At 57.9% G+C, this 13,486-nt stretch carries 11 protein-coding genes and 1 pseudogene; 4 read left to right on the forward strand and 8 right to left on the reverse strand.

From position 1 onward, the window contains the following. The 4 genes and pseudogenes from GN330_RS23600 to GN330_RS21295 all read left to right on the forward strand — a co-directional run. Positions 1–221, forward strand: a 221-nt coding sequence (locus GN330_RS23600) for a hypothetical protein (protein WP_210252327.1), incomplete at its 5' end; no start/stop codon positions are given. A gap of 572 nt (positions 222–793) precedes the next feature. Further along, positions 794–1,058 (forward strand): annotated as a pseudogene (locus GN330_RS23880) (transposase); the annotation flags it as partial. A 94-nt stretch (positions 1,059–1,152) separates the two neighbouring features. Next, positions 1,153–2,499, forward strand: a complete 1,347-nt coding sequence (locus GN330_RS21290; protein WP_156715372.1) for an acyltransferase family protein — start codon at positions 1,153–1,155, stop codon at positions 2,497–2,499. Continuing rightward, positions 2,496–3,098: a hypothetical protein gene (locus GN330_RS21295; RefSeq protein ID WP_156715373.1), complete on the forward strand. Its 603-nt coding sequence runs from the start codon at positions 2,496–2,498 to the stop codon at positions 3,096–3,098. The genes GN330_RS21290 and GN330_RS21295 overlap by 4 nt, the downstream gene beginning before the upstream one ends. A gap of 5 nt (positions 3,099–3,103) precedes the next feature. Here the strand turns inward: GN330_RS21295 and GN330_RS21300 are convergent, their stop codons facing one another. The 8 genes from GN330_RS21300 to GN330_RS21335 all read right to left on the reverse strand — a co-directional run bounded on the left by GN330_RS21300 (position 3,104) and on the right by GN330_RS21335 (position 13,477). Continuing rightward, positions 3,104–4,660 carry a hypothetical protein gene (locus GN330_RS21300; protein WP_156715375.1) on the reverse strand — a complete coding sequence of 519 codons (1,557 nt, stop codon included), beginning with the start codon at positions 4,658–4,660 and terminating at the stop codon, positions 3,104–3,106. Then, on the reverse strand, positions 4,660–6,039 hold the full coding sequence (locus GN330_RS21305) for a class I SAM-dependent methyltransferase (protein WP_246188800.1): 1,380 nt from the start codon (positions 6,037–6,039) through the stop codon (positions 4,660–4,662). Before GN330_RS21305 ends, GN330_RS21300 begins: the two co-directional genes overlap by 1 nt. Then, positions 6,036–6,254 carry a hypothetical protein gene (locus GN330_RS21310; RefSeq protein ID WP_246188801.1) on the reverse strand — a complete coding sequence of 73 codons (219 nt, stop codon included), beginning with the start codon at positions 6,252–6,254 and terminating at the stop codon, positions 6,036–6,038. The genes GN330_RS21305 and GN330_RS21310 overlap by 4 nt, the downstream gene beginning before the upstream one ends. A 219-nt stretch (positions 6,255–6,473) precedes the next feature. Further along, complete coding sequence (locus GN330_RS21315) at positions 6,474–8,513, reverse strand: phospholipid carrier-dependent glycosyltransferase (protein ID WP_156715377.1); 2,040 nt, start codon at positions 8,511–8,513, stop codon at positions 6,474–6,476. A gap of 5 nt (positions 8,514–8,518) precedes the next feature. Beyond that, entirely contained in the window at positions 8,519–10,150 is a 1,632-nt protein-coding gene (locus tag GN330_RS21320; RefSeq protein ID WP_156715380.1) for an ulvan lysase-like protein, read from the reverse strand. Between the two features lie 3 nt (positions 10,151–10,153). Next, on the reverse strand, positions 10,154–10,504 hold the full coding sequence (locus GN330_RS21325) for a hypothetical protein (RefSeq protein ID WP_156715382.1): 351 nt from the start codon (positions 10,502–10,504) through the stop codon (positions 10,154–10,156). Positions 10,505–10,506: 2 nt separating this feature from the next. Continuing rightward, positions 10,507–11,286, reverse strand: a complete 780-nt coding sequence (locus GN330_RS21330) for a class I SAM-dependent methyltransferase (RefSeq protein ID WP_164749738.1) — start codon at positions 11,284–11,286, stop codon at positions 10,507–10,509. 7 nt (positions 11,287–11,293) lie between these two features. Further along, a complete protein-coding gene (locus tag GN330_RS21335; RefSeq protein WP_156715386.1) occupies positions 11,294–13,477 on the reverse strand; it encodes a Gfo/Idh/MocA family oxidoreductase in 2,184 nt (727 codons plus the stop codon). Between the last annotated feature and the right edge of the window lie 9 nt (positions 13,478–13,486).

A 13,486-nucleotide genomic window follows, 5' to 3' on the forward strand; every position in this document is an offset into this window, starting at 1 on the left:
CCTCCTGCTCCTTCAACACCGCGATGATCTGCTCTTCCGTGAACCGTGAACGCTTCATCCGTCCGTCTCCTGCAATCGACGGACTCTACCTTCATCTGGAGGAGTTTGCGGGGCTCACGTCAGGTATGATCCCCTCCCAGAGCGCGTTTTCTCAAAAAGAGGTTGACCTTGGCAATAGTGAACCGAGAGCAGGAAAAAAGAGCGCGCTATCGATGTGCTGACAGTGCAGGTTTTGGTAAGGAGGTGTCTGCTCGACTACGCCCTCGTCGCTTTTCCCAAAACTGGAAATCTATCGACGACGTTGTCGCATAGCATTGGATGCTTTTGTCGTACCGGTGCAAACCTCGAGTACAGGCGGTCGATCTCGCTTGATTGTAAGGGCCGGACAGCTTGGCCGCCGAGAGCAGGGAGAAGACGAAAACACCACAAAGGATGCCGTAATGGTGGGCCGACATACGCCGGCGTCGGCCGAAAATAAGCGCAGCCGCCGTGCCGACGATAAAAGCCGCTAGATATATCCCGTTTTCCACCCCGTTGCTTCCACTTTCCCAATAAGGATATCGTTGTGCTGATGACATTGCAAACGGTGGGGTTATCTCCAGAAAAATATGCGGGATTTTTCACAGAAATTTGTAGAAGTTTCTATCTTTACCGGCATTTGTCCGTAATCGTCTCTTCCTCTTTTGGTGGTGACGGTAGGATGCGGGTCTCTCAAAGCCTGTGCCGAACGTGCTGACTAGCTGGCGCTGTCGTGTTTCCGAATTGGGTGTCGAAGCCTGTTCGGAGAGACCTGATGTGGACGCCAGCTACCCGTCGCGAACATAGCCCGAGAGCACCTGCGCTACGAAACCGATCTGACGGATCGCGAAGGAAATTTGATCACGCCGATGGGGGCGAGGACGGGCGACCCTGCGGATGGCCGCTCACGAGATCATGAATGCGATCTTCCATGTCATGCGCGGCGGCTTCCGCCGTGGGACCTCCCGCCCGGAAGCACGGTGTTCAGCTGGTTCCGCCACGAACGCGCGTTCGAGAAGATCAAGGGTCCCATCATCGTCGTCGGCACCTTCTCCAACAACGATGCAATCGTTCGCTTCGTCGGCGCTGCTACTCGAATGGAATAACCGATGGGCCGTCCATAGCGCCCTATAGATGACGCTGGAAAACGTCTGCCAACTGAGCGATGATCCCCTTATCAGCCTGCCCGCAGTGGTGCGCTGTTCAGCCCAACAATGCCGGAAGCGCGGCGATCAATGCCGCCACCTACATCATATGGTGGGACACCATCGATACGGACACTCGCCGAAAAAGAAAGCCCGCCGAATTGATTTTCATGCCCAACCATGGTTCATGCCGAGAATGACAGCATCGCAGACGTTGCGGCGTCCAGACACGCTCAACCCTTACCGGAATAGCTTCAACGCAATCAGGCTATTGGCTGCGATTCAGGTTGTGTACATGCACTCAGTTGCCCATCTGCAACTGACGCCCAATCTTATCTTCCAGATCGTAGCGCAGTTCCCTGGCGTGCCGATTTTCTTCGCAACCAGTGGTTTTCTCGTCCTCGATAGTTTCATCAGGCGCCCCGAAATCGGCTCCTTTTGCAAGGCTAGGGCGCTGCGCATCTACCCGGCCCTGGTTGTCAATATTCTCATTTTAGAAATGGTTTTCGCTTGGGCCGGTGGCTACGACCCGATGAAGCTCGGTTTGGTCAGCGATGCGACTTTCGGGATTGTGTTTCTCACCACGGCTTCACAATACATCGCCAGCCTCGTAGCCGGAGGCTATCCGTATTCGGATTTTGGTTTCTTCAAGACGTACCCGAGCGGTGTACTATGGACGCTCACAGTTGAATTGAGCTTCTACGTAAGCATTCCGATATTCGGTCAGATTGCCCACCGAAAAGGTTTGGCGACTGTCGCTTATGCTATATTGGCCATGCTCTCAATCGGGCTGCTTATTTCCATCAGAGGCCTAGTAAGCACACCGGTAAATGTGACACTTCTGACTTTTCTCCCGTATTTTTGGATGTTTGCAGCCGGCATGATTTTCCGGCTTTGGGTGCTGGACATTCCGCCACCCGCCCGCAATCTTGTGATCGTGGTGGCCGGGCTTGCTTTGGCGGTTTTGACGATTGTCTACGATGCCAGTTGGTTAGACTGGAAATTCGAGCCAGAGGCTAACGATATTATCAGGACGGCATTGGTGTGTATCCTGACTGTTTTCGTCGGGGCATCGCCGTTGCTGCGGTCTGCGCTGTTAGTGAAATACGACGTTTCCTATGGCGTCTATCTCTGGCACATGCTCGCCGTCAGCACATTCGTTGGGCTCGGCTGGACGGGCACATATTTGATGTTCCCGCTCGTAGTTCTGCTCGCCATCGTGGCGGGGTTGGCGTCATGGATATGGATAGAGCAGCCGGCAATGCGTCTTAAGAATTCCAGAACGGGCGGTGCAGCAATTGCCGAATTTCCCTCGTCCGGAAATTTGACTGAATGAGATCGCTAGCAACATATTTCGGAATCGGGGCGGTTATTCTCTCTGCCAGCAGCGCATTCTTCCTCCTCGGGCACCGTGTGGTGCCTGGAAGTGGTTTCAGTGGCTATGTCACCAATCCGGATTTCAGTCCACTCTCAGAGAATGAAGCGGTCAGTTTCTACAGAGACGAAGAAGACGTTCCAGTTGTCGCCATCCAGGGGCCGCTGATTGTCTTTTCACCCACAATTAAAGTCGACACTACAGCCTCGTACCAATACTCCGTCGAAGTGCGCGTTCATCCGAAACCAGATGGGTCGCCCCAGGAGGCTAAGATATTTGCTGGCCTCGCTACTCTCGATCAACGCGGAGATATGTTGACGTCCGGCCCGGGCACTTATCGCTATGCCGCATCTCAAGGGACTGACATCAATTCCGAGAATGGTTGGGTGCTTCTTGAGGGGATTATTTCGGGTGAAGGAGACGACAACCACAACCAGTTTCGCCCTGGCACGGCCTCAGTAAGAAAGGTCGTCGTGGTCAATTTAGGCGGAGACAACACAGTTCAGACAGAAATCCGCGACATCAAATTAGTGCCTGATATCAGCGACGGCCCCACCTAGCCGCGTCAAAAGTCTGGCATTTGCCGAAGAACAGTTTTCGCGGCGGCTTTCGAATCAATTACAACCGTCATGTCCTCGCGTCCCAGTTCGCGAGTTGACTTTCCACTGAAATACTCGGCGGTGAGTCGCTGCGAAGAAACCTTACGTAAATCGTATCCTGGAGCGATTCCAGGCCCTTTAATCGCATACAGAGTAGAGTAGTTGTCTACCATATCCTTGTCCGACACATTCTCTGTGTATTTCCCGGCCGAGATTCTGGAGCCGTGATCGCCATGGAATACCAGAATGGCCTCTTCTAGGCCAGGCGCCGACTTGACCCGCTCAAGGAACCGACCAAGCCTACTGATCATGCACTGGACTTGGGCGAAATAGTCCTTGTAATACGCCGCACGCGCCCGCTCCCGGCTTGCACCTGACAATTTACGCATTTCAAAAAGGTAGTAGGGCGACTCTCGCCTGAGGTTTTGACGGCAATTTGCATCGCTAACGAATGGCGCATGTGGGAAAAGGATGTGTCCGAAAACAGCGCTCGTCACCGATCCAGATACGATATCATCTCCGATCTTCTGCATCCAAGAAGGGAACGCATGGGCATCGAAATTCTTCGGAACGACATAGCTGGATGTTCTCTTCAGATAACCGACATAACCTTCGATAATTGCGCTGCCCTCGAAGCGTTGTCTCATGACCTCATAAATTCCCGCAGACATGATCCCCGGATGATTAATATATCTGCTCACTGGGTTGAATGACGGAAGAACCTCACATCGATCGACTTGCTCACTGCAAAAGTCGAGATGCTCAGTCTGATAAACTGTGACGCGATGACCGTCCTCAACGAACTTGTCGAACAGCCGATGGGGATCCGTCAAGTTGGGCACTCTGTTGCCGGTCCACTCGAATGCAAGTGAGGCTGGAATCGAATCTGCTGTTTTGAAGAACCGGCTAAACACCTTCCCGTAAAGCCGAAATCCATGACTCTCGAATAGATCGCGTAGGGCAGCATAGGCTTCCTCGCCCCCCGGAATGCTTCGATCGATCCCTTCGGGTCCGATCATTTCGTCAAGCACGAAATAAAGCACGGGGGCGGGGTATTCAGCGGAGCCGATCTCAGTCGTCGGGCTTGGTCTTCCGGAGGCGACTGGAATTACCACGGTAGACAACAGGAACGCAGCTGCGCTCATGAACATAATGGTTGGCAGCGTGTTGCGGAGAGGCCATATCGCCCACGCGACGGGCAGCATAGCCATGACGAACGCTACGTAGGTCAGCACGGGACTGCCATATTCATGCAGCCACGTCGAAGCATTCGCAGCGATATCGAGCAAGATCAAAAACGCACTGGCAGCGACGGCAGTAAAGATCAAGGACCAAACAAACCCTGATCGGTACACCAGCGCCAAAATAAGCCCAATTCCGAGGCCAGCCGCTGCAACTCCGCCAACAAAACGCAAGGCCGGCCCACTGAAAATAGGGATCGAGAGGTCAAGGAAGGCGGCTATCACCGGAGCCGCAAACGCGAGCGCCGGAGCTAACATAAGGAAGACCCGTTCTTTCGTCATCAATGTCGCTGAAAGAGATAGAGTGTCCGGCCAGATCGTGACACAGTCTGCGTCTCGACAATCTCCGCACGGCGCAGCAGTTCAGCCCGGAATGTGTCCTCGGAATATTCCCCAAAAATGTCCTCGCGAAGTTCCAACATCTTCTGGATCGTCGGATCGTCTTTGTGAACGAATTCGATAACGCCAAACGGCGCGATTGAGACGAGCCAGTCCACAACCTCGGACAACGGGATGTTACGTGCAATCGCTAGGTGATGTTCAAAAGCGAGCGCCAGAACAAAGTCAGCTTGGGCGCGTGACGCAAAACCACTTCGCTCCAATTGCCTCCAGCCCTGGTCAGGTACCGGATTTGCCGCATCAAGGAATAGCGGTGTGAATGGCGTACCATTCTTTGCAGCGTTCAAAAAAGCTCGGTCAAGCGCCTGCTGATCGTAGTCGAAGCCGATTGCTCTTTTAGCACCTCCATCCAGGGCGGACCGGGAATAATCTCCAGTGTTGCAACCAAGGTCAATTACAGTACCCACACTATAACGAGCTACGGCATTGCGAACAAACTGTCGTTTCTGCGCCTTCTCTTCATCATCATAGGTGTTGTTCTCGGCATATGATGCCCAAGTCGTGGTGTCGCGGTCGGCTGGGGACAGGCGCGCAATCCACGCTCTCATCTGTCCGAGTATCGCCAGATAGGACCTCTTGGCAAGCTTCTTGCTTCGAACTCTGTCGGCTGTGGTCGCATCCTTTTGGGTTCTGGATTGCAACCTGTCCTGTAGCACGACATGCGTCAGAACGTTCCAAGTAGATTTGTGACGCAGCGACAATAGCCGGTTTAATGCACTGGTAGGGATGCCCTCAAGCGAGCCTCGATACCATTCATTATGCGCGACACCACGACAAGATCGAAGCAAGAGTGGATTGAGAAATTGCTCGCAAAACTGTCGGTGCCCTGTCCAATACTCTCCTTCCGTATACGGTCTGAATGACAGATGGTCGATGAAAATTGGCTGCGCCCCGATGAACTGGACATTGTAGGCGCTGGCATCGGACAGTGTGACATCATGCTTCAGAGCGTCGATTTGCAAATCGAGATGGAACAGCGCGGCCGACTTCAACGCCTCGAAAGGCCATTCATACGGGTAAGAGATGAAAGGAAGGTGCGGATGGCGAAGTGTGTGCCCTCGATCATCCGGCGCATCGTCTACCTCCTCGAACGCAACTAAGCGACCTTCATCAACGAAGCGCGCCAAGACCGGCCGGATCGTCTGAAACTCCGGCCAAACATCGTTGCTGACTGTACGAAAGATATCGGATCCCGCTACATAAATGTGGCCCCTCGGGTCCCGGTATGAACCGGGATGGCGCAAGAACCCATGCATCGTCATTTGCCAAGATCGTCTTTCGTCTGATCCTCGGCCTTGCGTGAGAAATAACTCTTGACCTTCGCCCAATAGAGCGAACCGGCTGCCATGGTGGCGGCCACGCCAGCGATGAGCCCCTGAAGTAGCATGCTGCCGGTACCAGGATCGAGATAGGCATATGCAGGCGTGATCGAGGCCACCATGGCTGCGCCGGTAAATAGGGCTGTGGCTTTGCGCATGTTGATCTCCCATTTGGAAAAGTGCATTTCAAGAGCCAATTAAATGTCACAAAACTGCAATATTCGCAATGTTGCTTTTCATATCCGAGAGCCCGTCTCGAAAGGGTTGAGTAGCTGGCGCGGTCGTGTTTCCGAATGGGAATGTCGAAGTCTTTGCGGGGCAACCTGATCTGGACGCCAGCTACCCGTGACGGTCGATGTGCCCCCGTTGAAACGCACCTACAGCTTGGCGCAGATCGCGGGATCCGGCGAAAGCCGATGTGCGTCGATCCGCTCGATACCCGGCGCGGAGAGCGGACGCAGAGAAACGGTGTCGGTGACGGCAAGCTTGAAGATCATATCGGCACCCGTCCTCGCACCGACGCCGAGCGAAGCAAGTTGCCCGGGCTCATCCGCCGGCGCCGCGCCGACGATCATTGGCGGACGTGGATCGATGCCGACCGGACGGGCGGCAACAAGATAGCATCCAGGCGCGACGATGCGGGGAAAAGCCCATTCGTCACCGTTTCGCGCAAGGGCGAATGACAGATCGGCCTCAAGCGCAATGTCCTCGTTCCAGGTTATGTGACGCAACCGCAGTGGCACGTTAGTATCGCTGGGTCGCCGATAAAGCAGCGTGTCTTCTCCATAAGGGCGCGCGTGGATGATCGTCCCCAGTTGAAGCGGCTTAATGGCTGACAAGAAGCGATCAGTCTTGAGTTCCTGCGCTGTCGCGGTCCCTTCGGCGACGGGGAGGTTTTTCAGGAACCAGTCGAGTGAAACCACGTCGACAGCGACGCCATCGACGGAGCCCGTGTTGGTGCCGGACAGGATTTCCAGGTAGGAATGTTCCTGCGGAAATGCTGCCATCCAGGCAACGGTGTCGGTGTAGATTCGCGGTGATGGCTGCGAGGCGTGCCGGATCGGGCCGAAGGCCTTTTCACCCTCCTCGCGCAAAAAAGCGAATTTGCGGTCGAGTGTAAACGCATTCCACAACCTGGCCGTCGCCACGTCCGCCGCATGCGGTATCGAGGTCAGGAAACTGCTCGCTGCCGTCAGCGCGAGGGCGCCAAACAGCGTCCTGCGCCAGATGTCCGGGCCGTTGACAATTATCGCCGGTGGCATGGCGGAGGCGAGCAGGCACCCCACTGCGATATAGACGCCGTAGTTCGTGCTCGGTGAATAAAGCACCTTGACCGCGACAAGCCCGAAAAGCGTTGACAACCCGACAAGCCCAGGCAGGCCGTCGGCACGCAGCAAACGTCGCCGGGACTTGAAAGCGGCGGCGAGCAAGATAGCGACGATGATGAACGGGCTGATCTTGGCGCCGAGCGCCAACACCTTGATCTCGTTTCGCCAGGCAAAGGTGGTCTCAGCGATCGCGGTGATCTCAACTGCCGCGGAACGGCCCAGTAAAAACAAGAAGCTCGGCGTGATGGCCGCGTAAAGGTCGGTAAAGGTGTTGTTCCGCTGTTCGACGAAGCCCGCCATCGCTACCAGATAGTTGGCGTAGCCGCCGTTCACGTAGGCGAGCGGAGCAACCGAAGCGACAACGAATGGAAGTCCGCCCGCGAGAACACAGGCAAGTCGGCCGATCCTATTCAAGCCGTCACGCGGTGCCCAATAGGCGTGGCCTAGGAAGATGTTAACGGCGAGCGGCAGCCCGAAGCCGAGCGGGAGCGGGTGCGCGCCGGCGGCCAGCGCACACGAGGCGGAGGCCAAACCCCAAACCAATGTCCCGCGCCATGGCCGTGGCGTCGCGCCCGCATTGTGGGCGCGGTTCAACAGGAGGAATGGCAGGGCGACACTGGCGACGCCGAAAAAGACGGTTTCTTGCTCGAACCGCACGCTGCGCGAGAGATGGAATATGGTGGGGCTCGCAGTGAATACGGCCGCGATGGCGAGCGCAATCTGCCGCGAGCCGGAATGACGCAACGCCAACACGACCGTCATCATCGCCGTTCCCAGCATCAACAGCGCCGAAAACCAGCGCGACAGTCCGGCTGAGAACCCGACCAGTTCGTGAAACAGCGCGCGCGGCGCGAAGGAGAGCAGGAACGGATAGGCCCTGACGCCTCCAGCGTTGTAGGTGTCTGAATAGATGAGCGGATAGCGCCAGTCGCCGAGTTCGACGAACCGGAACGGGATGTTGAGAAGGCTCGTTTCGTCTGCTCCGGCTAGCGGGACAACATTGAGCGCGTGCAGATGAAAAATGTACCAAGTGACTGCAATTGCAATGATCGTCAGTCGCTGTTGTTGTGGCGAAAGCGGAATGATCATTGTCGCTAGAGTCCTGATGTCGAAACTACAAAGCGGCGATGAAAGCGCCCTTTGTCAGCCTGTTCGAGCGACGGGCATGCCAGCTTCGCGCCCAACGCATCTGTAGCGTCCGCATATCGTGACGAGCCCATATGAAAGGGCACCAGCCGGCCCGCCGGTTGCGGCATGGAGACGACGCCTTCGATATTGTCTTCGACGATCAGAGTCCCATCCTCTTCGAAGACAATGTGTCGGTGGAGAATGCCGTTGGCCTTGGCTCGTGTCGAGACGAGTTTTTTTACCATTAGCGACTTCAGCCAGCGCGCGAGCGCTGGAAGCCTGCCGATCGTCATGGTGAACAGGCGAAAGACGATGAAGCGTGGTGGCGAAAGCCGCTCTGCCGTTAGGCGCGCGAAGTTACTTTTCACCTCTACTGTCAGGGTGGCGGAGGCCTCTCGGAATAGACAGGTGGACGCGCCCTGGCTCGCGGCCCAGCCGCGAGCGTTTTCGACCACGTAGCCGCAATCTTCGTATAGCAAGTCGCCGTCGCTTTTCCACAATTTCACCACGCCGCCCGCCTTGGCGCCGACGACAAGCACTCGATCGCGCCGACGGGCGACGGCAAGCCCGGCTTCGGGAAATGTCTTTCGCGCGCTGGGGGCTTGCCAGGGAAGAGGCGGGGCGTCTGCAAGTGGTGTGGCTGCGTCGGCGGCAAACAGCAGGTTGTTGACGAGCGGAAACTGGTTCCAGGCGTCCATTTCGGCCGCGCCGACACCGCGACCCTTGGACAGCGATGCGCGGGCATGGGCGGCTATCGCGGCTGCGGACGGAATTCGCTTGGCCAGCATCTCCAGACCGGCGGGATAGAAAAACTTGGTTCCGCGGCTCGTATGCTCGCCGCCCAGCGTGCCGTCGGGATGGGCGAACCAGGCCAGGAAGTCGGACGCTTTGGAAAGGCTGTCGAGCAGGATGTCGTCGCCGGTCCGGCGTTGGATTTCCGCGAGGTAAAACATGGCGTGGCTTTGATAGCCAGGGTCGGCGCCGCTATATTCGCGCAACCAGCCTTCCCGCGGTTGCTGTTCGCGCAGAATCGTCTCTAGATAGCGATCCCTAGCGGCCTGGAAGCGGTCGGTGCCGGTCAGGTCGCCAGCCAGTTGTAGCGCCGCCGCCGCCGCCGCGAGGTGATTGGATAGGATGCCATGATATTCCCCGTTTGCGGCAAGCCACCGGGCACCGCGCTCGAGCGCGGCCAGGGCGTGCTCGCGTTCATCCACATTCAACAGGTCGCCAAGCCGCTCGACCGCGCATCCGACATAGAACCCTGTGAAGGCTGTGGCGGCGAGACTGCGCTCGAACGGATAGGCCTCGTCAAAGCTGCCATCAGCGTGCTGCAGGCTTCTCCAGAAACGGATCGCCGCGGCGGCGCCGTCGCGAAGACGTTCGCGTCCGTGGACGGGTATTGGCGCGTGCGGCGAGGTCAAGAGCCAGGCCAGAAGGTAAGCGCCTTCCTGGAAGCGTGACGCAGAGAAGTCGGTGAATTTCCAGCACCACCAGGTTCGGTCGAAACTGCCATGAGAGGGCGAGGTCGGCTCCCAGTCAAGCATGGACAGGGTTCGTCCCAGCAGGGGCTTGATCGCGTCGAGGTAGACCGTGCTCAACGCTTACCCTCTCAACAATACGATGCTCGGGATCGCGAGGCCGACGCCGATCCATTGCGCCATGCTCGGCTTTTCTCCAAGTATCAGGCTAAAGACGCAACTCAAGGCAGCGACGATCACGATGATCGAGATGTTTGCGGAAATCAGCGTCGCTTGGCGCAGCAGCAACCCGTAGAAGACGACACCGCTGCCATAGAGCGCGACGGTGCCGTAGAGCCACGGCGAACGCAACGTCGCGACGGCCAGCGGAACCAGTTCCGGCGTGGGTGGCAATCCCCTAACGAACAGGGCGAAGCAAAATTGGCCGAAGCCGATGCATACACCGACGAGGGTTACCAGAGCCAGGTTCGACACGGTCAGGCCACTCCCGTGCGTTCTGGCCGGGTGGCGTGGAACGGGTCTGCCGGTGCGCCACTAACCTTGGTGCGGCAGTTGCAGGCAAAAACCAAATTGAGGTGCGGGGTCGGAATGCGCACAGGATACCAGCGTTCGTCGCGGTCTTCGAAATAGTGTCGTAGGAGCGAGACGAGTCTGTAACACGCATTGATGTGTTCGCGCGCTATGATGTAGTCGAGATCGAGCCCTTCGCGGGCAAATGAGCGTCGTGTGGTCAGGTGACGGCCAAGGTTCCAGGGTATTCCGCCTTCCGCCGGTATGGCGACCGACAGCACGCCGCCCGGCTTCAAAACACGTCGCCACTCTTCCAGGACGCGGTGTGGCTCGGGCAAATGCTCAAGATTGTAGACGGATACGACCCGGTCAAAAGAAGCATCGGGATAGGGTAGCGCCAGCGCATCCGCGATTTCGTAGTTAATCGGACGCGGGTCGCCGGCGTGGCGCTCTCTGGCCTTGTCGAGGAGGTCCGCATTGATGTCGGTAACAAGGTAGTCGTCGAAAGAGTGACGGACGAAGTCGAGATGGATGCCGGTACCAGCTCCAACCTCAAGGACGCGCCCGAAATGTGTTCCGTTGGGATAGGTCCGCTCGATCAGCCTATGGCCCGAAAGGTTGATGGCGGCCACCACCGGGTTGGATTGGTAATATATTCGTTCGTAGATCTCGGGCGCCTTGGCCTGCCAGAGCGCCCACATTGGGTCTTCGTCTGGGCGCGGCTTCAAAGGAGTGGGGGTCTGCATCGCCGGTTTATCCGTTATCCGTATCCATGCTGGACGACAGGCCGCGGAGCACGTCCTTGACAGCAAATGTCGCTCGTGTCGTCGCCAACAGGCTCTCGAGCGCGATGGGCGGTACTCCCGTTCGACATGCCTGCGCGAAGGCAAGCGCCTCGGCATTGTATCCCTTGTCGGAACTCAAGCTCTTCGTCCGTTTCGTCTTTCCGCTGGCGACAAGGTCGAGTTGCCGAAAATTGTTTAGGATCGCGGCCCGTTCGCCACCGAAGACTTCCATATATTCCTTCGGATAGCTCGGGTCACCATTGGCCCAATAGTGCACAGTTCCGATCGAGCCGTCGTCAAATCCTATCGTGAAACTCACCGTGTCGTCGCCCGATAGCGTCGCCCGCCGTGGATTGGCCGCAACGGCGGAAATCTCGACCGGGGTGGCGCCGCTGATAGCCTGGAAGGTGTCGATGAAGTGGCAACCTTCGCCGATTATACGCCCGCCGCCTGTGGTCGGATCGTGCACCCACCCCATCTCGGATTTGAGCGGAACGCGCCCGGCATTGACGCGATAGAGCATGCTGAGCGGTTCGCGGCGGTCGGCAAAATGCGCGGCCGCCTGAGTGACCATCGGAGAAAAACGCCGGTTGAAGCCGATCGTGAGCGTGCCGGCGGAGTTTCTGCACGCCGCCTCGACAGCGACCAGATCCCCCGCTGTCAGGGCCAGCGGTTTCTCGACAAAAACGTGCTTTCCTCTTTCGAGCGCTGCGATCGCGTAGCGGGCATGACTGTCGTGGCGAGTTGTGATCAAAACCGCCGTGACATTGTCGTCGTCGAGCACCTTGTCACTGTCGGAGACGCCGTAATCGGAGCCGTATCGCTCGGCGACGGAGACCGCGGAAAGTCCGCGTGCCGATGATACGCCGCGTAGGGCGAACGCTCCGGACTCCATCATCGCCGGGAGCAGGATTCCCTTGGCGAACTGGCCGGCGCCGATGAGGCCAAGCCCGATCCTGTCGGCCTTGACCGCGCGTTTGACCGCAGGCGCCGGAGGTGTGTCCTCGACCGTGCTCGTCCGGTCGTAATCGAGAAGGATGCCGACGCTCAGCCCCTCGTCCTTGGCTTCGCCAGTTACAAGGGAATAGGCCTCGACGGCCTTTTCGATCGGAAAACGGTGGGTCGTCAGCCTGGCCGGGTCGAACCGGCCATCGGCGACGAGTTGCAGATAGCTTTCCAGATTGCGGCGTTCCGTCCAGCGGACATAGCCGATCGGATAATCCTTACCCTCCAATTCGTATTCCGGGTCGTAACGGCCCGGCCCGTAGGAACGGGATTGAAGGATCTCGATTTCTTTCTCGAAATAGCTGCGCCGCGACAGGTCCATCTTGACGTCGCCGACCACCACCACGCGGGCCCGGTCGCGGCAGAGCTCCGCGACTTCTTCGAACACCGCACCGGACTTGCGCGATCCTGCTGTCAAAAGAATTGCGTCTGCGCCCCGGCCACTCGTCATTTCGCCCAGCGTCGCCTTGAGCGCGGGATCCGACATCAAGAACGCGTCCGTCGCGCCATTGGCACGGGCAAGCTCCAGCTTTTGCCGATCGATGTCGACGCCGATGGCGCGCAGACCAGCGGCGGCGGCGATCTGAAGCGTGACCAGACCGACCAGCCCCAGGCCGACGACAACGACGGTTGCGCCGATCTGTTGGTCGGCCTGGCGGATGCCGTGCATGGCGATTGCGCCCAATGTCACGTAGGCTGCCTGGTCGTCGCTCACCGCCTTCGGGACGCGGGCGGCGAGATTGCGCGGCACCGACACCACTTCGGCATGGTTGGCATGACCGAGGCCGGCCCCGGCGACCCTGTCGCCGATCGCGATGTCGTTGACGTTGCGACCAACGGCGATCACTGTTCCGACCAGGGAATAGCCGAGCGGAATGGGTTCGGCGATCAGGTTCTTGACGACCTTGTAGGTCGGCCAGAGCCCTTCTGTGCGCGCGCGGTCGATAACTTTTCGCGCGAGGTCAGGCCGGTCGAGCGCCTTGCCGAGATAGGATTTACGGCCCAATCCGATGATGGCGCGATCGGTTCCGGCGCTGATCAGGGACGTATGAACACGAACCAGAACGCCGTTTGAGGACAAGGAGGGAGGCGGCGCGTCGGAAACGGACAACACACCCGTCTTGAAATTCTGGACAACGATCTTCACGTAATTCTT

This window comes from Nitratireductor arenosus (genome assembly GCF_009742725.1).
In the GTDB taxonomy this organism is placed as follows: Bacteria; Pseudomonadota; Alphaproteobacteria; order Rhizobiales; family Rhizobiaceae; genus Mangrovimarina; species Mangrovimarina arenosa.